The organism is Cupriavidus consociatus, from assembly GCF_017814975.1.
GTDB lineage: Bacteria > Pseudomonadota > Gammaproteobacteria > Burkholderiales > Burkholderiaceae > Cupriavidus > Cupriavidus consociatus.
Window position 1 is genome coordinate 36082 of record NZ_JAGIQA010000002.1, and the last position, 22882, is coordinate 58963.

The 22882-nt window shown below is 70.8% G+C and carries 12 protein-coding genes; 2 read left to right on the forward strand and 10 right to left on the reverse strand.

The genetic code is table 11. From position 1 onward, the window contains the following. Positions 1-8 precede the first annotated feature (8 nt). Positions 9-338, forward strand: coding sequence for a DUF2917 domain-containing protein (locus J8I82_RS03405; RefSeq protein WP_209754450.1), 330 nt, complete (start codon positions 9-11; stop codon positions 336-338). Between the two features lie 119 nt (positions 339-457). Here the strand turns inward: J8I82_RS03405 and J8I82_RS03410 are convergent, their stop codons facing one another. From J8I82_RS03410 to J8I82_RS03445, 8 genes are all read right to left on the reverse strand, one after another. Continuing rightward, the gene (locus J8I82_RS03410) at positions 458-799 is read right to left on the reverse strand and encodes a DUF3325 domain-containing protein (protein ID WP_209754451.1); all 342 of its coding nucleotides are present in this window, start codon (positions 797-799) and stop codon (positions 458-460) included. Continuing rightward, positions 783-2405 (reverse strand): PepSY-associated TM helix domain-containing protein, encoded by a 1623-nt coding sequence (locus J8I82_RS03415; protein ID WP_284182829.1) that lies wholly within the window; start codon positions 2403-2405, stop codon positions 783-785. The genes J8I82_RS03410 and J8I82_RS03415 overlap by 17 nt, the downstream gene beginning before the upstream one ends. After that, positions 2402-2725, reverse strand: coding sequence for an iron uptake protein (locus tag J8I82_RS03420; RefSeq protein ID WP_209754452.1), 324 nt, complete (start codon positions 2723-2725; stop codon positions 2402-2404). Before J8I82_RS03420 ends, J8I82_RS03415 begins: the two co-directional genes overlap by 4 nt. 69 nt (positions 2726-2794) lie before the next feature. Next, positions 2795-5068 (reverse strand): TonB-dependent siderophore receptor, encoded by a 2274-nt coding sequence (locus tag J8I82_RS03425; RefSeq protein WP_209754453.1) that lies wholly within the window; start codon positions 5066-5068, stop codon positions 2795-2797. A gap of 100 nt (positions 5069-5168) precedes the next feature. Further along, complete coding sequence (locus J8I82_RS03430; protein WP_209754454.1) at positions 5169-6575, reverse strand: lysine N(6)-hydroxylase/L-ornithine N(5)-oxygenase family protein; 1407 nt, start codon at positions 6573-6575, stop codon at positions 5169-5171. Positions 6576-6598: 23 nt separating this feature from the next. Then, entirely contained in the window at positions 6599-7681 is a 1083-nt protein-coding gene (locus J8I82_RS03435; protein WP_245179373.1) for a GNAT family N-acetyltransferase, read from the reverse strand. A gap of 53 nt (positions 7682-7734) precedes the next feature. Next, positions 7735-9426, reverse strand: coding sequence for a cyclic peptide export ABC transporter (locus tag J8I82_RS03440; RefSeq protein WP_209754456.1), 1692 nt, complete (start codon positions 9424-9426; stop codon positions 7735-7737). After that, entirely contained in the window at positions 9423-12650 is a 3228-nt protein-coding gene (locus J8I82_RS03445) for a non-ribosomal peptide synthetase (RefSeq protein WP_209754457.1), read from the reverse strand. Before J8I82_RS03445 ends, J8I82_RS03440 begins: the two co-directional genes overlap by 4 nt. A 251-nt stretch (positions 12651-12901) precedes the next feature. Between J8I82_RS03445 and fhuF the strand changes: the two genes are divergently transcribed. After that, entirely contained in the window at positions 12902-13660 is a 759-nt protein-coding gene (gene fhuF, locus J8I82_RS03450; RefSeq protein ID WP_209754458.1) for a siderophore-iron reductase FhuF, read from the forward strand. Positions 13661-13681: 21 nt separating this feature from the next. On the opposite strand, the gene J8I82_RS03455 is transcribed toward fhuF, so the two are convergent. Then, the gene (locus tag J8I82_RS03455; protein ID WP_209754459.1) at positions 13682-19738 is read right to left on the reverse strand and encodes a non-ribosomal peptide synthetase; all 6057 of its coding nucleotides are present in this window, start codon (positions 19736-19738) and stop codon (positions 13682-13684) included. Between the two features lie 35 nt (positions 19739-19773). Then, positions 19774-22881: a non-ribosomal peptide synthetase gene (locus J8I82_RS03460; RefSeq protein WP_245179433.1), complete on the reverse strand. Its 3108-nt coding sequence runs from the start codon at positions 22879-22881 to the stop codon at positions 19774-19776. Position 22882 lies beyond the last annotated feature (1 nt).

Below are 22882 nucleotides of genomic sequence, written 5' to 3' on the forward strand. Positions count from 1 at the left end.
AGAACATCATGTTCCTGGTAAGCAACGATATGACCGCCACCCTGCCCGCACGCAGTTCTCTGCGGCTGGTGGCCGACGCGGGCGAGCACGTCGCGGTGCGCTGTACCGAGGGCGAGTTGTGGCTGATCCGTGACGGGGATCCGAAAGACACATCCCTCGCCGCCAGCGAATCGTTCACGGTGCCAGAGGCGGCCACCGTGGAGCTCTATGCCATCACCCGTGCCAGCGTGCGTGTCACGCGCTGCAGGACGGGAGCGGCGGGGGCGCGCGGCTGGCGGCACTGGCTTGCACGTTTCCTCCCGAGGCAACGTGCCGGCTACGCGGGTACCCCCCGCTGAGCCTCCACACCCTCGTCTGCAGGCACCTGCGCGCTCGCGCGTTGGTGGACGGCTGTGATTTCAGGCGGTTAATTGCATTATCGCCGACGGGCGGCGTACCGCCCGTATCCGGCTCCGGCTCAGATCCGCAGCGCCGCCAGCATCCCGCGCGCGATCGGCTGCAGCCAGCCGCGCCGCCATGTCAGCGTGAAGGCGACCGCCATCGCGCCGGCCATCATCGCCAGCGCCCACAACAGCACGCCAAAGCCGGCGCCGTTGCCCGGCAGTGCGGCCGCGGCGCCAAAGGCCACCAGCGCCCAGGCCGCGCCGCGCAGGCGCCGGCACAACCGGTCCGGCAAATCGCCGCCCTGCCCCGATAGCTCGTTCCAGTGCCGCTCACTGGCGCAGGCAAACAGCACGAACGCGCCATACGCGCACAGTGCCAGCGCGATCAGCAACAGGTGGTCAAGCGCATTCGGCATGATCTGCCTCCTCCAGGTCTGGAGCAGCCGCCACGCGGGCCGCTTCCACTTGCCTGACCCGGCGTGCCGTCGTCAGGGCCAGCGCGCCGGTCAGCAGCAGCGCGATATCGACACCCGCCACGGCAAACTGCCCGCGGGCCAGCGCCCGCGGCAGCCAGTCGCCGGTGGTGAGGCCGTTGCACACCGGCGCTGCCAGCGCCAGCACGGCGATCGCCAGGCATTGCTGACGCCACGGCACCAGCGTGCGGCTGCCGGGCCGCATCGCCACACGCGCGTGGATGGCGGTGGCCAGCCAGACCAGGAAGAACAACCCGGCCTCGATGAACTCGCGCGACGGCAGTGTCATCGGCAGCAACCGATTGGCCACCATCATCGCCAGCGTCGCGATCACCAGCCCGGTCGTCATGGCCGCGGTGACCGCGGCGGCCAGGCGCACGCCGCGCTCGCCATGGCGCGCATGGCGCTTGTCGAGCCAGTACAGCTGGCCCGTGCCGATCAGCACGCAACCGGCCAGCCCGCCCAGGAAGTACAGCCAGCGCAGCGGCCAGTGGTCGAAGGCAATGAAATGCATGCCGGTCAGGAAACGCTGCGTGGTCGCCGCGGGCTGCAGCGGCGCGTGGTGCAGCAGCGCCCCGGTGGCGCCGTCGAAGTAGGCGGCGTCGTCCGCCAGGCTGACGCGGTCGCCCACCGAGCGGCTGACCTTGACCACCGCGTTGGCGTCGCCCGGGTTCCAGACGCGGATCGCGGCAGGCGCCGCCCCGCCCCAGCGCGCGCGCGCCGCCTCGACCATCGGACCGAGCGGCGCCATCGGCGCGGCCACGCCCGCGGCCTGCCGCGAATAGCCCGACAAGGCCTGCTCGTAGAAGGCATTGGGCTGCTGGTACAGCGCGTTGATGCCGGCCGGGATCAGGATCATGTAGACGATGCAGATGCCGGAGAAGGAAATCACCGCATGGAACGGCAGCGCCAGCACGCCGGTCAGGTTGTGCAGGTCGAGCAGGCTGCGCTGCAATTGCTTGCGCGGCCGGAAGGTGAAGAAATCGCGGAAGATGCGCACGTGCACGATCACGCCGGACACGATCGCGGCCAGCATTGCCATCGCAGCCAGCCCCACCAGCCAGTAGCCGATGTTCCACACGCGCAGGTGCAGGTTGTAGTGCAGCGGGTAGAAGAAGGACGATGCCCCCAGCGTGCCGACATCCGGCAGCAGCGCGCCGGCGCGCGGGTCGGCCAGCCGGATCTGTCCGCCGGCCGCGGCATAGCGCACGCGGGCGATCATCACCGGCGTGCGCGCCTCGGGCAGCGTTACGGCCCATTCGCGCAGCGGCTTGCCGGCGGCCAGCGCGTCCACCGCGCGCAGCACCACGGTGTCGATATCGATGGTGACTGGTGCGGCTTCGATGCGCGTGGCCGGCATCATCCAGCGGTCGACCTCGCGGTCGAACACCGCGACCGACCCCATGAAAAAGGCCACCATCAGCACGCCGCCGAGCAGCACGCCGATCCAGGTATGCGCCCAGGTCATGGCCTGGCGCAGCCCGCCTTCGTGTGCCGCAGTCTTGTTCGCCGCGGCACGGCTATTGTTCTTGCGCACGGTCTTGCTCACGCCAGCCGCTCCCCGAGCCTTTGCGCCACGCCGGCGCCGATAACCGCGCCGGCCGCCAGCACCAGCCACACGCGACACAGCCGCCGCGTCACCAGCGCCCACAGCGACATCAGCGGGAACAGCAGGAACGCAAGCATCGAAAACCAGAGCACAGCTTCGCTGCGCGCCAGGCCCAGGCGCCAGCCAAGCACGGCGCCACCGGCGGTGACGCCCCAGGTGAAAGCGTAGCTGCCGGCCAGGGCGGCCAGCGCGCGAGCGGTCATCGCCAGCGCCGGACCCATGGCGCTGCGCAACGGCAGGGATGAGGGACTATTGTTCATTGGAATATCCAGCAACACGCGGCCGGCGTGGCGGTGCGATCTTGCCGCACTGCCACGCCGGCACCGCGCTTACATCTTCATGCGCACGGTGAACATCGCCGCGCGCGGCTGGCCATAGATGTTGCCTTCGCGCGGGTTGTTGATCCGCGCATAGTAGCTGCGGTCGAACAGGTTGGTCAGATTCAGGTCGGCCGAGACATGCTTGTTGAAGTCATAGCCGATCGCCGCATCGAAGGTCGCATAGCCGCCTCGGCGCAGCGTGACCGCGCCGATCGGCGCCGGGAACAGCGCGGTGTTCTGCACGTGGCTGACCGCGGTCATGCCGCCGCCGATGCGCCAGCGCTTGAAGTCGCCGGGCAGGCGGTACTGCGTCCACAGCTTGAACAGGTGCTTGGGCGCAATCGCCGAGAACGCCGTGTTGAGCTGGCCGGAGCGGTCCTGCAGGTCGGTGGTGACGTTGAAGGTATAGCCGGCGTAGACGGTCCAGTTCGGCGTGATGCGGCCGCTGGCCTCCAGCTCGAAGCCCTGGCTCCTGGTCTCGCCCTGCGACACGTAGAATGGGTTGCTCGGGTTGGTGGTGTTGACGTAGTCGACCGTGGCGCGGCCGGTCTCGCGCACCTGGAACAGCGCCACCGAGGTGTTCAGCGCGCCTTCGAAGAACTCGCCCTTCACGCCCACTTCATACTGCTTGCCCTTGATCGGATCGACCAGGTTGCCGCTGGCGGTGAAATACTCGTCCTGCGGCTGGAAGATCTCGGCGTAGCTCGCGTAGGCCGACCAGTGCTCGGTGAAGTCGTAGATCAGCCCGGCGAAGGGGGTGAACTTGGCGTTGATGTCGTCTTGCCTGGTCAAGCTGGCGGTCGGCGTGTACTGGCGCGCATTGATATCCCACCAGCTCAGGCGCCCGCCCAGCACCAGGGTCACCGGGTCCAGCAGCGAGAAGCGTGCGTCGCCGTAGACGCCATATTGCCGGGTGCTGGTCGTGGTGCCCGAGCCATTGGGCGTGAAGACCGGCTTGGCGAAGTCGCTGCGCGGGCTGAAGACGTTCACGACCTGCGAGAAGGGCGTCGAAGAGTAGCGCGGGTCGCGTCGCTCCGAGTCCGAGAAATTGAAGCCGATCAGCGCCTTGTGCCGGCGCCCGAACAGCGAGAACGGACCGTTGGCATAGACGTCGAAGCTGGTCTGCTCTTGCGTGTAGGTCTGCTTGGCCGCAAACAGCGTAGTGGTGTTGACGCCCGGAATGACCGGCGAGTAGGCGTACGCCTGCTCGCGATGCATCTGGTTGTTGAGGTAGCGCAGCGCGCCCTTGACCTGCCAGCCGCTGTCGAACTTGTGCTCCAGCTCGGCAAAGGCCGAGGTCGTATAGAAGTGGTCGCTGTTCCAGTCAGCGCCGAGGTAGGTCGAGCGCGGCACGTCGAGCAGGCTCGCCTGGCGCGTAACCGGGTTGTAGTAGGCCGGCAGCGTCCACGGCTGGCGTCCCTCCGAGTCCTGGTAGCTCGCGCCCACCGTCACCATGGTGCTGGGCGTAATGTCGTACTCGACCACGCCATAGAGCGCACCGGTGCGCATATTGGCCTTGTCGATGAACGAGTCCTTGTCCTGGAAAGCGCCGGTCAGGCGCGCGCGCAGCGTGCCGTCGGCATTCAGCGCACCGCCGGCGTCGATCTCGGCGCGGTAGTTGTTCCACGACCCTACCGACAGCGCTCCCTGCACCTGCGTCTCGCGCGTGGGCTTCTTGCGCACCAGGTTGATCGCGCCGCCGGTCTTGCCGGCGCCGGACAGCAGGCCGGACGGGCCCTTCAGCACTTCGACGCGGTCGATCATCGACAGGTCGGGCTGCACGGTGTTGCGCCAGTCATACTTGGTCGGCACGCCATCCAGCAGGAAGGTGTCGATCTCCAGGCCGCGCGAATAGTAGATGGTGCGTTCCTGGTCGCGCTTTTCCACGAACACGCCGGTGGCCTGCGCCAGCGCGTCTTCCAGCGTCACCAGATTCTGTTCCCTGATGCGCTCGCTGTTGACCACGGTCACCGATTGCGGGACTTCGCGCGCGGTCAGCGGCACCTTGCTGCCGGCCGTCGTCGGCGGGTTGACCGGATTCTCGCGCACGCCGTTGACTGTCACCGCCGGCAGCGCATGCTCCGAAGGCCTGGCAGCGCTGCCGGTAGGGGCAGCGGCCGTTGCCGGCGTCGTTCCCGTGGTGGCTTCCTGTCCAAAAGCCGATGCGCTGAAGACCAGGCCGACCGCGGCCGGGATCCAGCGCATGGCAGTGCGGCACGACGTTGCGGCCACGTTCCGTGCTGCCCGCGCGCGTGCGTTCGCGCGTCTGTTGCTGTGTTTCATGCCCGTCTTACTCCCCTGCTCTGTTGTTGAATGAAATTGGCCATGCGAGCCGGCTGGCGGGCCGACGGCCCGCCGCCGCTACGTGATCTTGTTCTTGTGTTCAGTGCGTGCCGGCGTGCGCCATCCGCGCGGGACGGCTTCGCGCCGGCTCCGGCGCCAACACGCGCGGTTCGCCCTCGCCAGTGCCCAGCACCGCCGCGGCGATCTCCTGCGCGCGCACCGCCAGCACCGACAGCAACGTGTCCGACAGCCCATGCGTCGCTTCGCAGCAGCCCTGCAGGAACACGCCGGCCTGGCAGCCAGGCGCCATCTGCAGCCGGTAGTCGCGGTCAGCCTGGAAGCCTTTGGCGTCGTCCAGGTAGGACGCCAGCGGCGCCAGCAGCGACTGGTGCAGCTCGCGCCGGTAGCCCGTGGCGAGGATCACCGCGTCATAGCGCTGCAACTGGTGCGCGCCGTCGTCGCGGCGCGCGATGTCGAGCCGCACGCCGTCGGCGTCGGCCTCGGCGTGGCGCGCCTCGCAGCCGGCCAGCAGGCGGTGGCGCGCCTTGCCGGTGACCTTCTGCTGGTACAGCACTTCATAGATGGCTTCGATCAGGTCGGTATCGACCACCGCGTAGTTGGTGTTGCCGAATTCGCTCAGCAGTTGCTCGCGCTCGTTGGGCGCGCGCGAGAACAGGTAGTCGATATAGCGCGGGTTGAAGATCTCGTTGACGAACGGGCTGTCGTCGGCCGGCTTGAGCGCCGGCGCCCGGCTGACCAGGTCGACCTCGATATTGCCTTCGCGGCCGTGCAGGTCGAGGAAGATCTCGGCGGCGCTCTGCCCCGAGCCGATTACCGCGACCCGGCGCACCGGCCCGGACTGTTCCAGCCGCTCCAGCGATTCCAGGTATGACGACGAATGGAATACGCGCGCATGCCCGCGCAGCGGCACGAAGGTGTCGGGAATGCTGGGCGCACCGCCCACGCTGACCACCACATTGCGCGCGCGGCGCACCGTCAGCGCGCCATCGGCGGCGCGCGAGGTCACGCGCAGGCATGCCAGCGCGCCGTTGCCGCCAGCGCTTTCGGGCTCGACCGAAACCACTTCCTCGCCATAGTGGCAGCTGTCGGCAAAGTCCGCCGCCACCCACGACAGGTAGTCATTGAATTCGTAGCGACTCGGGTAGAAGGTGCGCGTGTTGATGAAGTCCAGCAGCCGCTCGCGCTCGTGCAGGTAATTGATGAAGGTATAGCGGCTGGCCGGGTTGCGCATCGTGACCAGGTCCTTCAGGAACGAGATCTGCATGCGGCTGTTGTCGAGCAGCATGTTGCCGTGCCAGACGAAGCCGGGCTTTTTCTCGATAAAGCCGAAGCGGAACGGCGCCTGCTGCGGCAGCATCTCGCGCAGCGCCACGGCCAGCGCGAGGTTGGACGGGCCGAAGCCGATGCCGAGCAGGTCGAGCACGGGCGGTGCGCCGGTACCCACGCGGGCACCGTTCGCGGCGCAGGTCGAAGCTGAGTAGAGCATTGGGGTCTCCTTGCGCGGCGGGTTCAGGCGGCAAGCGCGGGATGCGCGACGAGTTCTGCGGGGGCTTGTGCCGGCGCGTCTTCCTGCGGCACCCACAGGCGCTCGCCGAAAAAACGTTCGCGCAGCAGCATCACCAGCATGGCGCGCTTGTGCGGGAAGTCGAAGGCCTTGACCTTGGCGAACCCGGAACGGTCGAGGTTGCGGATCTGCTGCACATGGTCGATGCGCGGCTCGCCGACGATGCGCTGTGTGCGCGGATCGTCGAGGAAGATGTAGTGCATCAGCGACGGCAGCCAGGCGCTGATATACGCCTTGCCGCGGATCTCGCCATCGCCGATCAGCACATGCCAGCCGCGGTCGAAGTCGTCGGCGTCGTAGTACGGGCCGATGCGGTTTTCCCTGGCCCAGTACACCTCGAAGTAGGCGAAGGGCTTGCCGCCCAGGCAGCCGATCAGCGGGATCGTGTGCGGATCATCGAGCTGCGCCTGGAGGTAGCCGCGATGCCTGGCGAGGTCGCCCTCCTCCTGCCAGAACACCGCCACGCGCGGGTCGTTCATCCATCCATGGAAACACTGCAGGTCGACATCGAGGTCGGCAACCCGCATCGAGAACACCTGGTCGAGCCAGGGAATATGGCGCGCATAGACCTGGCCGCTCGGCTTGGGCGCGCGCAGCGGATGGCGCTTGCCCGCGCTCATGGCGTACTGCAGCGGGAAATCACGACCCGAGGTGCCGGTGTGCCACAGTGCCGGCAGCTGCCACAACTGCTCGACGCGCGATACCAGCCGGCCGCTGGCATCGCGCACGGCACTGCCTTCGCACAGCATGGCCGCGGCGAGGGCCCCGGGTACGTCCAATGCGATGGATTCGGCGGCAGGCGTGCGCGCCAGCGCCGCTTCGCAGGCGGCGAACGCGGCCGCGCGTGCCAGCGGGTGGTCCGACGCGGGACCGGCAAGCGCGAGGCGGGGCTGCGCGCCCGCCGTGAACTGCCACGCCTGCAGCGGCGTGCCGTCCAGGCTCAGCTGCAGCGTCGCACCCTCCCAGCCGCTTTGCAGGATGGCGGAGGATGCGGACGACCAGGGCTGGCCTGCGACGGCGTGGGTCATCGAAGACGCGTTGCTTTGCATTTGAGCTGACTCCCTCTGAATGTTGGCGCGCGTCATGCGGCGGCCTGTTGTGCGTTGTGTTCGTTGTCGCCGGCATCGGTGCCGGCGTTGGCGCTGTCGGCGCTGTCGGTGCGGATGACGCCGCTGTCGCAGCGGATCACGCGGTCGGCCACGTGGAAATAGCGGTCGTCGTGGCTGACCGCGACGATGGTCTTGCCGCTGCGCTTGAGTTCCGGCAGCAGCGATTCATAGAAGTAGGCGCGGAATACCGGATCCTGGTCGGCGGCCCACTCATCCAGCAGCAGCACCGGGCGCGTCTCGACATAGGCCGCCAGCAGCGCCAGCCGCTTGCGCTGGCCCTGCGAAAGCTGCGTGGTCGACAGCAGGTCGTCGCGGATCGAGACCTTGTGGTCCATGTGCAGCCGCTTGAGGAAAGCGTTGGCCACCGCGGCGTCGAACTTGCCGTCCGGGCCAACCAGCCGCGCAAACAGATGCGCGTTGGAGAACACGGTGGCGAAATGGCTGCGGTACCAGGGCAGTTGCGCCGCGCCTAGCGTGGCGCCGCCCAGCGACACACTGCCGTCCGTGGGCTGGTACAAGCCCGCCAGCAGCTTCATCAGCGTCGATTTGCCGCTGCCGTTGCCGCCGACGATGAACACCGTCTCCCCGGCGGCCAGCGTCAGCGACACCGGGCCCAGCCGGAAGCCACGCTCGTCGCCCTGCCCCGGGTAGTCATAGCGCACGTCCTTCAGCGCCAGCAGCGGCGTGCCCGGGGCCGGCGCCGTGGCGGCGGCGTTGTGGCCGGCATTCAGCGCGAAGTCCTCGGTGTACGGCGCCAGCCGCAGCGTGTCGATCTTGCGCAGCGCGACGTTGCCGGTCATCAGGATCGGCAGCGTGCCGACCAGGTCGTTCAGCGGCATGCGCAGGAACATCAGCACCAGCACGAAGGCGGTGATGCGCTCGCGGGCTATGCCCAGCGCATCGCCGGCGACAAAGATCGCGCAGGCCAGCCCCAGGATCAGCGCCGCGGTGAACGACAGGCTCAGCACCCAGTAGCGGTCGGCGCGCACTTCATGCGCGCGCGCAAACTCGGCGGCGGGCTCGAAGTCGCGCTGGTAGAAACTCTGCTTGCGCCAGGCGTTCAGCGCCAGCTCGTAGCGGCCATCGATGGCGCCCTGGTAGCCGGCGTAGAGGCGGTCGTCGGTGTCGCGCACTGCCTTCATCAGGCCGCGCATGCGCAGCACCCAGCGCTGCGCCAGCAGCACGCCGCCACCCAGCACGGCGGCGCCAAGCACGAACAGCTGCCACGACAGCCAGCCCAGGTACAGCAGGCCGCCCGCCACCAGCACGCCGTTGTAGAACACGAACGGCACGCGGTTGAAGGCCATGCCGATCGAGGCGATGTCCTTGGTCAGCGTGGCATAGACGGTGGGGCCGCCGATCGCTTCCAGGCGCTCGACGTCGGTATCGAGCACGCGCTTGAGCATGCGCATGCGCATGTCGTAGACCACGCGGTGGCCCAGCGCGGTCAGCAGCGCTTGCGAGCCAAAGCCGCAGCCGAACAAGACGGCCAGCAGGCCCAGCAGGATGAGGATGCGGCCAGCTTCAAGCGCAGCCGGCGCCGCAATCATGCGGTTGATCTCGGCGATCAGCGCGATGCCCGCGAGCGCACTGCACGTACCCGCGGCCAGCGCCAGCAACAGCAGGCCGCCAAAGCGGCGGCGCAATGACAGGAACAGGTTCACAGGGTCTCCAGCAGGTCGTTCATGAAGGCCAGGTCGGCATCGGCATCGCGCCGTCCGGCCTGGTCGATCGCCGCGGCCATGTCGCGCAGCACGGGCGCGGCGAACAGTGCCGGCAGCGCCAGCTCGCACGCCAGCTGCTCGCGGATGCGGGTCTGCAGCCGCACCAGCAGCAGCGAATGGCCGCCCAGCAGGAAGAAGTCGTCGTCGCCGCCGGCCTGGGCCACGCCAAGCACCGCGCGCCACACTCCGGCCAGCGCGTGCTCGGTGGGCGTCGACAGCGCGGCCGCGGCGGGTGCCGCAGCCGGCTCCGGCAGCGCCTGGCGGTCAACCTTGCCGTTGGCATTGAGCGGCAGCGCGTCGAGGCGCGTCAGGCTGGACGGCACCATGTAGCCGGGCAGCTGCTCGCGCAGGCGGGCCAGGATGGCGTCGTCGATCGCTTCCTCACCACCCACGTAGTACGCGCACAGCCGCGGCATGCCGTCCGGACCGGGGCGGGCCACGCACACGGCGTGCTGCACGCCCGGGCAGGCGGCCAGCACGGCCTCGACCTCGCCTGGCTCGACGCGGAAGCCGCGCACCTTGACCTGGTGGTCACGGCGGCCGAAGAACTCGACGATGCCGTCGGCACGCTTGCGCGCCAGGTCGCCGGTGCGATAGAGCCGGTCGCCCGCCATGGCGCCGGGCGAGCCTTGCGGGAACGGGTTGGGCACGAAGGCCGCGGCAGTGCGCGACGGGTCGGCGGCATAGCCGCGCGCCAGGCCGGCACCGCCGATATAGAGCTCGCCGGCCACGTCCGCGGGCACCGGCTCCAGGCGCGCGTCCAGCACGTAAAGCTGGTTGTTGGCGAGCGGATGCCCGACCGGCGCCACCGCCCATGCTGGCATGCCTTCCCCCTTGCCCGCCAGCGCATGCGCGGCGGACCAGACCGTGGTCTCGGTCGGGCCGTAGACGTTGCAAACGTCGGCGCCGCGCGCCAGCAGCGCCGTCGCCAGCTCGCGCCCCAGCGCCTCTCCGCCGCACAGCACGCGCAGGCCCTGCCATGCCGGCGTGGCTTGCGTGACCAGCATCTGCCAGGTGGCCGGCGTGGCCTGCATCACGGTGATGCCGTGGTCGGTCATCAGCGCCGCCAGCCGCGCTGGATCGCGCGCGTCGTCACGCGTGGCGATCACCACGCGCGCGCCGCTGGCCAGCGGCAGGAACAGCTCCAGCCCGGCGATATCGAAGCCCAGCGTGGTCACCGCCAGCAGGCGGTCGTTGCCGTCCATCGGCACCACCGGCGTCATCGCGCGCAGGAAGTTGGCAAAGGCAGCGCGCGAAATCTGCACGCCCTTGGGCGTGCCGGTCGAACCGGAGGTGTAGAGCGTGTAGGCGAGCTGCGCCGGATGGCAGTCCGGCGCAGGGGAGATTGCGGGCGCCGCGTGCCAAGGCGGCAACGGCGAGGTCTGGCCGTCGACCAGCACCACGCCGCCGCTTTCGCCCAGCGCTGCGCGCGTGCTGGCCGCCGCCAGGATCAGGCGCGGGCTGGCGTGGCGCAGGATGTGCGCGTTGCGCGCGGGCGGATGATGCGCATCGATCGGCAGGTAGGCGGCGCCTGCCTTGAGGATGCCGAGCAGCACCGCCACCAATTCCGGCGTGCGCGGCAGGCAGACGCCGACCAGGGTGTCGGTGCCCACCTGTTGCCCCGCCAGCCAGTGCGCGATGCGGTTGGCGCCGGCTTCCAGTTCCGCGTAGGTCAGGCTGGCACTGCCGTCGGTGATGGCGATGGCGTCCGGCGTGGCCGCGGCGGCGCGCGCGATACGGGCCACCACGTCGTCGTCAGCATCGAGGGCCAGGCCGGTGCCGTTGGCACTGGCCAGCGTGTTGGCGCGCTCGCCTGCGTCCATCAGCGGCAGCGCGTCGAGCGGCACGTCGGGCGTCGCCAGCATCGTGCCGAGCAGTTGCTCGTAGTGCCGGGCCATGCGTTGCGCTGTCGCTCCGGCAAACAGCACGGCATCGTATTCGAGCGTGGCCGACACGCGCTTCGCGCCGGCCTGCAGGTCGAGCGTGACGTCGAACTTGGCGCTGTCGTCGGGCACCGGCAGTGCGCTCGCCTGGAGGCCGGGCAGCGCAAACGACGCGGCTTCGCCCATCTGCAGGTTGAACATCGCCTGGAATACCGGCGTGCGACTGGGGTCGCGCGCCGGTGCGAGCTTGTCGACCAGCAGTTCGAACGGCAGGTCGGCATGGTCGAGCGCGGCGCGGGCGTCGTCGCGCACCTGCTGGCACAGTGCGCGGCCAGTCAGGCCGGGCGCCAGCCGTGCGCGATAGACCTGGGTGTTGATAAAGCAGCCGATCAGGTCGTCGAGTTCTTCATGGGTGCGCGCGGCGATGGGCACGCCGACCGCGAAATCGTATTGGCCGCTGTAGCGCGCCAGCAGCGCCTGCCAGGCCGCCAGCAGCACGGCAAACGGCGTGGTGCGGCCGCCGTCGGCAGTGCCGCTGCAGTAGTCGCGCAGCGCGGCCACCACGCCGTCTGACAGCGTCCAGCGGATACGCCCGCCCTTGCCTGCCGGGCGCGCCGGACGCGGTGCGTCGAGCGGCAGTTCCAGCGCGGGAATGGCGGTGCCCAGCCGTTGCGCGCAGCGCGACAGCGCGGCGTCGAGCGCGGGGCCGGCGAGGCGCTCGCGCTGCCAGGCAGCGTAGTCCGCGTATTGCACGGGCAGCGGAGTCCAGCCCGGATCGGTGCCATCCAGCGCAGCGCCATAGGCGCGTGCCAGGTCGCGCGCCAGGATCGGGTTCGACCAGCCGTCGGAAACGATGTGGTGCATGGCCATTACCAGCACGTGGGCGCCGTCATCCAGCCTGGCCACGGTGACCTGGAATGGCGCGGCGGCATGCAGGTCGAACACGCGCGCGGCTTCGCGGCGCAGCAGCGCGTCAACCTCGCCGGCAGGAAGGTCGAGCCACTGCACGGCGGGTGCCGCATCGCCAATCCACTGGCAGGGCTCGCCGTCGCCGGCCGAGAAACGGGTACGCAGCACGGCGTGGCGCAATGTCACCAGCGCCAGCGCCCGCTCCAGCGCCGGCGCCGACAGCGGCCCGTGCAGGCGCCACGCGCGCACCAGGTTGTAGGCGGTGCCGTCCGGCGCGTAGCGCTGCAGGAACCACAGCCGCTGCTGGGCGAAGGAGAGCGGCGCCGGGCCATGCGCGGCGCGCGCGCGGATCGTCAAATCGGGCTGGGTCATCGGGTCCTCTCCGGAGCGGCGATGCAGGCGCTGCTGGCCTGGCTGCCTCGACCCACGCGGGCCCGCCGTGGACTCGGCATGGCCGCAAACGCTTCGCCACCGCGGCGTTGCCACTGCCGGCGGTCAGGAAAACGCCCGGGTACGGGATTGTCTCTACAAATGCAATTGCGAATATACCTGATAATCATTCTCATCTTCAACTTGAAAGATGGCGTTACATGCACAAAAACAACGCCGTTCAGGGCTGCCTCTTGTCTGCTCTACTACCGCTACCGCTGTTGCTTGAACTGTTTCCGGGGCCGCTGCGCCAATACGCCGAAGCTGTGGCGGCTGGCCCGCCCGCGCCTGCGGACATCGCCATCGCCGCGCTCGGCTCGCCGCCCGCAGGCCCCCTCGCCCGCGCGCTGCAGGCCAGCGCCGCGCACCACGGCAGCGACGATGCGCGCGTGACCGCCTCGGTCTGGGCGCGGCATGGCTTCGCGTCGCTGCTGCCCGGCGTGGTGGCCGCTGCCGCGCTGGCGCACCACGTGCTGCCGCTGCGCGACGCAGCGATCCGGGCCGACCGGCACGGCCGCGCCGTGACGCTGTTGTTGCCGCATGGCGGCGAGGCACTGCATCAAGCGCCGCCGCAGCAGCGCTACGGCCCGCTGCTGGACGACCTGCTGGCACCGCTGGTACAGGCACTTGCCGCAGCCAGCGGCGCGTCGCCGCGGCTGCTGTGGGCCAATGCCGGTGCCGTCGTCGCCGAGGTGTTCCGCCACGCGCCCGGCCTGCTGCAACCGGCCCTGCCGGCCACCGAGGCCACGCTGGCGCACGATGCGGCATGGCTGATGGACACCCGCACGCGCCCCGACGGCCGCGACAACCCGCTGCATGCGCCGATGCGCGCGCACCGCGTGACCCGCGACGGCATCACCACCACGCTGTGGCTGCGCCGGCTGTGCTGCCTGCGCTACCGGCTGCACGGCTTCCCGTTGTGTGGCGACTGCCCGCGCCAGCTGCTGCGCTGAAACCATCGCCTCCTGCTCCTCTTACGCCGCCAGCGCGCTGGCCCGGCCCTCGCTGGCGCCGGCGATGCGTGCCGGCAGTTCGGCCAGCGTCGCATCGGCCAGTGCCGGCAGCGCCAGCAACAACACCAGGCATTGCCGTGCGAGGTCCTGCGCCGCGGCGTCGTCAAGCGCCGCCGTGTCGTATTCCACCCGCAACGTCAGCGTTTCGCGCGGGATCACGATGGCGGTCACCGGGTAGCTCATCTGGCCGCGGTTGTCGACATCGCTGAAGCGCAGCGCGCCGCGCTCGGTTTCGCGCAGCGTGCTGTCGACCGGGTAGTTCTCGTAGATCAGCATGGTGTCGAACGGCGCCTGCGCCGTGTCGTCGCTGCCAGCCGCCCAGGACTGCAGCCACGCCGGCGGCGCGTGCTCGGTCTCGCGCAGGGCCAGGTTGTCCGCCTGCAGCGCGGGCAGCCAGTCGGCCACGCGCAGCGTGTCGGGCAGGTCCTGCACCAGCGGCAGCGTGCTGGCCAGCAGGCCCATGATGTCTTCGATGCCGGGTAGTTCCGCCGAGCGTCCCGAACCTACCACCGCCATGCCGACGGTGCGGGCGCCGGTGGCCTGGCGCAGTGCCAGCAGCCAGGCGGCCTGCACCAGCGTGTTGACGGTGACGTGCTGGCGGCTGGCAAAGGCGGCCAGCGTGCGCAGCGCGTCGGCCTGCACCACATGCTCGACGGCGCCCATGCGTTGGCCGCGCTGGCCGTGCTGCGCGGGCTCGATATCGCGGGTGATGCGGACCGGCTGCCGCCGCAGCGGCGCCAGCCGCGCCTTCCATTGCTCGTCCGCGCCGGGCTGCGCCTGCTGCCACGCCACGTAGCGGCGCAGCGACGAGGCCGCCTGGGCAGGCAGTTCGCCGTCATAGCCGCGCAGCACTTCGCCCAGCAGCCGCGACATGCTCCAGCCATCCAGCAGCAGGTGGTGCCAGGTCCAGAGGAAGCGCCACGCGTCGTCGGCAATGCGCACCAGCGTCAGGCGCATCAGCGGTGCGCGGCACAGGTCGAAGGGTTGGCGGAACTCGGCCTCGCATAGCGCCTGCCATGCCGTATCGTCGGCGGCGGACCGTTGCCGGTTGCTGCGGTCGCGCCAGTCGTGGCGGGTGACCGGAAGCTGCGCCTGGACTGGTACCACCAGCAGGGGCTCGGCCCCGTCAGGCACTGGCAGCCACGCCACCCGGGCGCGCAGCACCGGATGGCGCCGCATCGCGGCCTGCCATGCCGCGACCATGCGCTCGACGTCGAGGCCGTCCATGGTCGCCTGCACCTGCACCATGTACGCCGGCGATGCCGGATGGCGCGCGCCATGGCGCACCATGCCGCGCTGCATCGGCGTCGGCCGCCAGATGTCCTCGATCTCGTCGGCGGACAGCGCCAGCGTATCCAGCTGCGGCTGCGACAAGCCGCTGGCCGGCACGTCCGACGGCGTCAGCCGCGTGGCGGGTTGCGCCACGCAATGTGATACCACGTCGCGCAAGGCCTGGGCGATGCGCGCCAGCAGCGCGTCGATGGTGGCCTCGCGGAACTGGCCGCCGCGATACGTGCAGCGGAACTGCAGGCAGCCATGCCGGCCCCGGCCGTCGAAGGCCAGCGGTGCCGGCAACGGGATCCCGGCGGACACGCCGCTGCCGGTGTCCTCTGCCGCCACCTGCCAGCCGCCCGTCCCGGCGCGCAGGCTGCCGTCGAACTGGCCCAGGTAGTTGAACAGCACCTGCGGCGCCGCCACCGCGGTCCCGAGCACGCCGTAGCCCAATCCTTGCCGCGGCACGGCGCGCAGGGCTTCCTTGACGCCGGCGATGGTATCGCCAAGATTGTCGAGACGCGCCAGCCGCACCGGGAAGATGCTGGTGAACCACCCCACCGTGCGGCTGAGATCGAGCGTGGTGCCGGCCGCTTCGGCTTCGCGCCCGTGGCCCTCGACATGGATGCGGATCTCGTCACGGCCGGTGAAGTCGCACAACGCGCGCGCGAAACCTGCCAGCAACAGGTCGTTGACGCCGGTGCGGTAGGCAGCGTGGGCGCGCCGCAGCAAGGCGTCGGTGGTGGCCGCGTCGAGCGCGAAGCTCGCCGTGCGGGCGCCATCGGTACGCGGCTGCGACGCCTCGGGTGCATCGGCCGGCAGGGCAAGATCGCCTTCTGCCACCGCTTGCCAGTAAGCGCCTTCGCCGGCAAACAGCGCGCGCGCCGGGCCGGCCAGCGTGCGGCTCCATTCGGCATAACTGGCGGCGACAGCAGCCAGCGCCGGCGCCTGGCCGGCCAGCCGCGCGGCATACGCCGCCTGCAGGTCTTCCAGCACGATGCGCCACGACACGCCGTCCACCACAAGGTGATGGCACACCAGGAACAGGCGCTCGCTGCCGTCCGCGACGTGAAGTTGCAGGGCGCGCAGCAGCGGACCCTGCTCGATATCCAGCTTTCCCTGCTCGGCGTCGCAGGCGGCGGTGATGGCCGCCGCGTCGGGCGCATCGGCGGTCGTCAGCACGAACGCATCGGCGGCCTCCGCTATGGCCTGCTGGTGCCAGCCGTCTTCGGTATGGCCGAAGCGGAAGCGCAACGCCGCGTGGTGGCCGACCACGTCCGCCAGCGCGGCACGCAACGCCGCCGTGTCGATGGCCAACCCGGACTGCAGCAATACCGACTGGTTGAAGCGGTTGCGCGCGGCCGCGGCCAGCGGCTGCCCGAGGAACGCGCGCTGCACCGGTGTCAGCGGCGCCGCGCCGAGTTCCGCCGCGTCATTGGCGGCATCCTCCGCCACCACGTCCACGCGCTGTGCGACCTGCGCCAGGGCGGCCACGGACTGGTGCTCGAACACTTGTCGGGGTGTCAGCCGCCACCCCTGCAGGCGGGCACGCGCAACGATCTGCAAGCTGAGGATCGAGTCGCCACCGAGCGCGAAGAAGTTATCGTGCAAGCCCACCTGCGCGATGCCGAGCACGTCCGCCCACACCGCCGCCAGCATCCGCTCCGGCGCCGACACCGGCGCGGCGTAGGCTGCCTCGGCCTGCCACTGCGGCTCGGGCAGCGCGCGCCGGTCGAGCTTGCCGTTGGGCGTGACCGGCAGTCTGTCGAGGCGCAGCACCGCGGCCGGCACCATGTAGTCGGGCAAGGCCGCGGCGAGCGCGCTGCGCAGCGCATCGGCCTGCACCGTGGCCGGCGCGGCCACGTAGCCAACCAGCCGGGTGCCGGCCGGCGTCTCGTGCGGCAGCACCACCGCCTGGCGCACGTCGGGCTGGGCCAGCAGGTGCGCCTCGATCTCGCCCAGTTCGATACGGAAGCCGCGGATCTTGACCTGGTGGTCCTGGCGGCCGAGATATTCGATGCAGCCATCCTGGCGCCAGCGCACCAGGTCGCCGGTGCGGTACAGGCGCGCGCCGGGCGCGCCGAAGGGATCCGGAATGAAGCGGTCGGCGGTCATGCCGGCGCGGCCGAGATAGCCGCGTGCCAGCCCTTCGCCGCCGAGGTAGAGCTCGCCCGGCACGCCGACCGGAGCTGGCTCCAGCCGGCTGTCCAGCACGTGCGCGCTGCGCGTGCCGACCGGCCGGCCGATCGGCGCATAGGCCCCGGTCACCTGCGCGGCGGCTTCGTCCGCCGCGGCCTTCCACACCAGCGGCGTCACCACGGTCTCGGTCGGGCCATAGCCGTTGATGATGTGCTGCGGCCGCAGCGCCTGCGTCAGCCGTTCCACGCCGGCGCGAGGCATGGCCTCGCCGCCGAAGGAATAGAGCCACAGCGCCGGCGGGTTGCCTTGCGCCTCGGCCCACGCGGCGAGCTGGTGCAGGTAGCGCGGCGGAAAGCCCGCGTGCGTGACGGCGTGGCGGCGCAGCGCGGCGTAGGTCTGCTCGACGCTCCACAGCGTGTCGTCGCGCAGCACGATGCTGGCACCGCTGGCGAGGGGCACCATCCAGCGCTCGTGCGCGCCGTCGAAGCTGAACGACAGGAAATGCAGCTCGCGGCTGGCCGCGGTGATGTCGTAGCACGCGGCGGTGGTGATCACGTGCATCGCCAGCGGGCCGTGTGCCACGGCCACGCCCTTGGGCCGGCCGGTCGAGCCGGAGGTGTAGATCACGTAGGCCAGCTGTTCGGCATGGATTGTCACGCCTGGGTCATGTTCGGGCCACGATGCAGCGCCGCCGTCGTCCGCGAGCAGCACCGGCAGGTCCGGCGCGACCGGGAAGGTATCGCCCAACGCGCGCTCGGTCAGCAGCAGACGCGGCGCAGCATCTTCCTGCATGTCGAGCAGGCGCCGTGCCGGATAGGCGGGATCGAACGGCACGAAGCAGGCGCCGGCCTTGAGCACCGCCAGCAGCGCCACCAGCATGCGCGGCGAACGGTTCAGCGCCACCCCGACGCAGCACTCGGCGCCGATGCCTTGCGCGATCAGCCGGTGCGCCAGCCGGTTGGCCTGGCGTTCAAGCTCGCCATAAGTCAGGATGTCGTCGCCATACAGCACCGCCGGCGCGGCGGGCGCGCGGCGTGCGTGCGCGGCCACCTGCGCAGGCACGGCCACGAACGGTGTTGCCGGGCAGTCGGGCCGGCTCCAGCGTGCCAGCTCGGCGCGCTCGTCGTCGGCAAGCAGCACCGCGGTGCCGGGCGTGGTCGCCGGATCGGCCGCGAAGGTCTGCAGCAGGCGCACATAATGCCCCGCCATGCGCGCCACGGTGGCGGCATCGAACAGGTCGGCGGCGTAGGCAATGCGGCCGCACAGGCTGCCATCGGCCAGCTCGGCCGTGGCCAGGCTCAGCTCGAAGCGCGCGGCGGTGACCGGCAGCTGCAGCGGCGTGACGCGCAGCCCCGCCAGTTGGGGCAGTGCTGCCGCGCTGGCGGTGCGATGGTCGAAGGTGACGTTGAACAGCGCCGGCTGGCCGAGGCTGCGCTCGGGCTGCAGCGCCTCGACCAGCAGGTCGAACGGCAGCGACTGGTGCTCCTGATCCGCGGCGGCCTGCGTGGCGAGCCGCGCCAGCAGATCGGCGAATGGCTGGTCCGGGTCGACCTCTGCCCGCATCACCTGCATGTTGACGAAGCAGCCGATCAGCGCCTCGGTCTCGCTGCGCTGGCGGTTGGCGACCGGCACGCCGATGCGCAGGTCGGACTGGCCGGTATGGCGGCCCAGCAGCACCGCGTAGGCGGCCAGCAGGGCCATGTTCAGCGTCGCATGGCGCGAGGCGGCAAGCGTGCGCAAGGCTTCGGCCACCGCGGCGGGGATGGTGAACACGTGCTCCGCACCCTCGCCGCTGCGTGCGGCGCGGCGCGGACGGTCGGCCGGCAGGTCAAGCGCGTCGGCCGTGCTGTCACCCAGGCGTTCGCGCCAGTAACCGAGCTGGCGCTGGGCCTCGCCGGCCTCCATCCAGTTGCGCTGCCAGGCCGCATAGTCGGCGTACTGGACCGGCAATGGCGGCAGGCCGGCATGCGTGCCGGCTTGCGTACCTGCATAGTAGGCGGCCAGTTCGGCAACGAGGCGGACGATCGAAGCGCCGTCGGCAACGATGTGGTGCAGCACCACGACCAGCACGTGCGACTGCTCGCTCTCGCGGAACAGCGCCACACGCCACAGCGGTCCCGCGGCGAGATCGAACGGTTCATGGACGATGCGGGCGACCATTGCGTCAAGGCCGTCCGGATCGGCATCCATGACGGCAAAGGCCGGCGGCAGGTCTTCATGCACGTGCTGGCAGGCAACGCCATCAGCATCGGTCGCATAGGTGGTGCGCAGCACTTCATGGCGCGCGCCGATCTGCGCGAACGCGCGGCGCAGCGCCGCGGCGTCGAGCGGGCCTTCGAGCCGGTACACGCCCGGCATGTGGTAGGCGGTGCTGGCGGGTGCCAGCTGCTGCAGGAACCACAGCCGTTGCTGCGCATACGACAGCGGCAGCGCGCCGGCGCGCGGCGCCGGCACGATGGGCAGCGTGGAAAACGCCACGCCTTTGCCGTGCAGCGCGGCCAGGAACGCCGCGCGCTGCGCCGGCTCCAACCGGGCGAAGCGTGCGGCGACTTGTGCGGCGCCTTGTGCGGCGCCTTGTGCTTGCGCGGTACTCAATGCGTCTGACATGGGGGCGGGATCGGTCAATGTATTTCAGGGAGCGCTTATGCCACCATCGTGGCCGGCAGCGCGGCCGGCGCAGGCGGTGCAGCAGCGGCCAGTGCCGTATGCGCCAGCGTGTCGAGGTCGCGGTCCGAGGCTTCCCGCCTGACCGCAGCGGCCAGCGCGTGCGCGCTCGGGTGGTCGAACACCATGCCGGGTGCGATCTCCACCTGCAGCCGGCGGCGCAGGCGCGCCACCAGCTTGATCACCAGCAGCGAATGGCCGCCGAGGGCAAAGAAGTCGGCGTGCGGGTCGACCTGGCCCCGTTCCAGCAGCTCGGCCATCAGCGCGCACACCAGCGCTTCCACCGCGTCGGATGCGGGCGCTGCGGCGGGCGCTGCGGCCGGAGCTGGCGCACTGTCGGCGCGAACCAGCTCGCGCAGCGCGACGCGGTCGGTCTTGCCGTTGGGCAGGCGCGGCAGCGCTGCCAGTGCAACGAAGCGCGCCGGCACCATCGCGTCGGGCAGCATCGCGGCCAGCGTGTGGCGCAGTGCGGGGGCGTCGATGGCTCCGGCCGCTGCCGGCACGAGGAAGGCACACAGCACGGCTTCGCCACCGGGTCCCGCCACCGCGCACACCGCTGCCTGCGCAACCGCCGGCTGGGCCAGCAGCGCGGCTTCGATTTCGGCGGGCTCGACACGGATGCCGCGGATCTTGACCTGCTGGTCGGCACGGCCCAGCAGTTGCAGTCCGGCCGGCGTGGCGCGCGCGAGATCGCCGGTGCGATAAAGGCGCTCGCCGGCAACGAAGGGATCGTCGACGAACGCCGCCGCATCGAGGTCCGCCCGGCCGAGGTAGCCGAGCGCGAGTTGCGGACCGCCGACGTATAGCTGCCCGGCTACGCCGGCCGGCACCGGCCGCAGCGCATCGTCCAGCAGGCGCACGCGGGTCGCACCCAGCGCGCGGCTCAGCGGTGCCGTGCCGGCTGGCCACGCCGGCACCTCCGCGCCCAGCGCATGGACCATCACGCCGATGGTGGTTTCGGTCGGACCGTAATGGTTGAAGATGCGGCAGCCGGGCGCGTGGCGGCGCAGCGTGCCGACCAGGCTGGCGGGCAAAGGCTCGCCGCCAAGGATGATGGTAGACGGCACCGCGGGCGCTTCCGTCTCCAGTAGCGCCGCCAGGTGCGACGGCACGATCTTGATGGCATCCACCGCGCGGCCGCGCAGGTAGCGGGCAAAGGCCGCGGGATGGGCCATGTCGTCATCGCTGGCCACGACCAGGCAGCCGCCCTGCCACAGGGCCGCGAACAGCGTGGTGTTGCCGAGGTCGGCCGCCACGGACGATGTCAGCCCGAAGCGTTGGCACGACGACAGCGACAGCGCATCGCAAGCCGCCGCGGTGTAGTGGCTGATCTGGGCGTGGCCGATCACCACGCCCTTGGGCTCGCCGGTGGAGCCGGAGGTGAACAGCACGTAGGCAGCGGCGTAGGGCTTGGCCGGCGCCGTGTCCTCCGGCGCACTGTCCTCCGGCGCAGTTGCCGCCGCCAGCAAGGCGTCGGCACCGATGATGGCGCCGTCGTCCGGCGACGCCTGTTGCGCGATCGTCAGCACCGGCGCTGCCTGCGCCAGCACGCTGCGGCGCCGCGCCTGCGGCCACGCCGGGTCGAGCGGGACATAGGCGCCGCCGGCGGCCCATACCGCCAGCAGGCTGGCTACCAGCGCGCCGCTGCGCGGCAGCGCCAACGCCACGCGCGTACCGGGGCCGACGCCGAGCGCGCGCAGCCGTTGCGCGGCGGCGTGCACCGTGCGCTGCAGTCCCACATAGTCGAGTACGAGGTCGGCGGCATCCAGCGCAGGGGCCGTCGGCGTGCCGCGTGCATGCCTGGCAATGCGGTTCAGGAGCGGGTCGTCCGCCGCGGCCGGCTTCTCGCCGCTCCAGCATGGCGGCACGCGCAAGGTATCGTCGTCCGGCCACCACAGCGACGGCAGCGGCGCGTCCAGTGCAGCCGGCAGCGTGCCGATCAGTGCAGCGAGATGAGACAGCAACCACGGTCCCACCCGCGGATGCAGCGCGCCGGCTTGCGCATGCAGCGCCAGCGCGGCCATGCCCTGCCCGTCGTCCAGTGCCTCGCACACCAGATCGATGCCGGGCCACGCCGGGCTGGCCAGCGCGATCCCGCCGGCGGGCAACAGCGATACCGCAAACCCGATGCGCGGGCCGGCATCGCCGGGCGGCCACGCTTCCTGCCACGCGGCGTGGCCATCCAGCGCCGGCAGCCATGCCTGCCAGTGGTGGCGCAGGCTGGCTTCGTCATCCCATTGCACGCCGAGCGGCAGCGCCTTGACGAATACGCCGGCCGCGCCGGCCATCACGTCGTAATCGCGGCGGCAGTCGTGCAGCCACGTGGCGCTGAATGCCGGCTGCGCGCACAGGCGCGCCAGCAGGGTCCACCACGCGGCCTGCAGCACGCGCTCGGGCGTGGTGCCGAACTGGCGCGCGGTGGCGTCCAGCGCCAGGCGGTGCGCAGCGTGCAGCGTGTGGCGCCAGCTGTCGGCGGGCGTGGCGGCAGAGCCAGCGAGCGCGTCGGGCAGGCGCAGCGGCGCGGGCAGGCCGGCCGCATGGGCTTGCCAGTAGCCGCGGCCGGCGTTGCCGGTACCGTCCTCGCCCAGGCGCGCGCCTTCCTGCCAGTCGGCATATTGGGCGTATTGCAGCGGCGGCCCGGCGTCGTCCGCGGCAGGGGTCTCCACTGCTGCGCGTACGGCTTCGGCGAGGCGCAGCACGCTGTCGCGGTCCACCGCCAGCGGACTGACCAGCAGCCACAGCGTGGCACCGCCGGTGGCCAGCGGGCACAGGCAGGCGCGCAGCACGTCGCCCTGCGCCGGTTCGAGCGCAGGCAGCGCCGGCGCAGCGCCGTCCGTGACAACGATTGTCGCCACGCCGCTGCCGCTCTGCGGCACGCATGCCACCAGCTGGCTGCCATCGCCGATGCAAGCCATGCACAGCACGTCGTGGCGTTCGCGCAGCGCCGCGAGCGCGGCGTCAACCGCGGCCGGCTCAGGCTGGCAAGCCAACGCGATACGCACCACATGCGCATGCGGCGCCGGCGCATTGCGCCATTGCTGCCAGGCGGCCTGTTGTTCGGGAGTAGGACTCCAGGCGTCGCGCATC

Coding starts and splice junctions, on each gene's coding strand:
- J8I82_RS03405 (WP_209754450.1), top strand. CDS start 9: ATGTTCCTGGTAAGCAACGATATGACCGCCACCCTGCCCGCACGCAGT.
- J8I82_RS03410 (WP_209754451.1), bottom strand. CDS start 799: ATGCCGAATGCGCTTGACCACCTGTTGCTGATCGCGCTGGCACTGTGC.
- J8I82_RS03420 (WP_209754452.1), bottom strand. CDS start 2,725: ATGAACAATAGTCCCTCATCCCTGCCGTTGCGCAGCGCCATGGGTCCG.
- J8I82_RS03425 (WP_209754453.1), bottom strand. CDS start 5,068: ATGAAACACAGCAACAGACGCGCGAACGCACGCGCGCGGGCAGCACGG.
- J8I82_RS03430 (WP_209754454.1), bottom strand. CDS start 6,575: ATGCTCTACTCAGCTTCGACCTGCGCCGCGAACGGTGCCCGCGTGGGT.
- J8I82_RS03435 (WP_245179373.1), bottom strand. CDS start 7,681: ATGACCCACGCCGTCGCAGGCCAGCCCTGGTCGTCCGCATCCTCCGCC.
- J8I82_RS03445 (WP_209754457.1), bottom strand. CDS start 12,650: ATGACCCAGCCCGATTTGACGATCCGCGCGCGCGCCGCGCATGGCCCG.
- J8I82_RS03455 (WP_209754459.1), bottom strand. CDS start 19,738: ATGTCAGACGCATTGAGTACCGCGCAAGCACAAGGCGCCGCACAAGGC.
- J8I82_RS03460 (WP_245179433.1), bottom strand. CDS start 22,881: ATGCGCGACGCCTGGAGTCCTACTCCCGAACAACAGGCCGCCTGGCAG.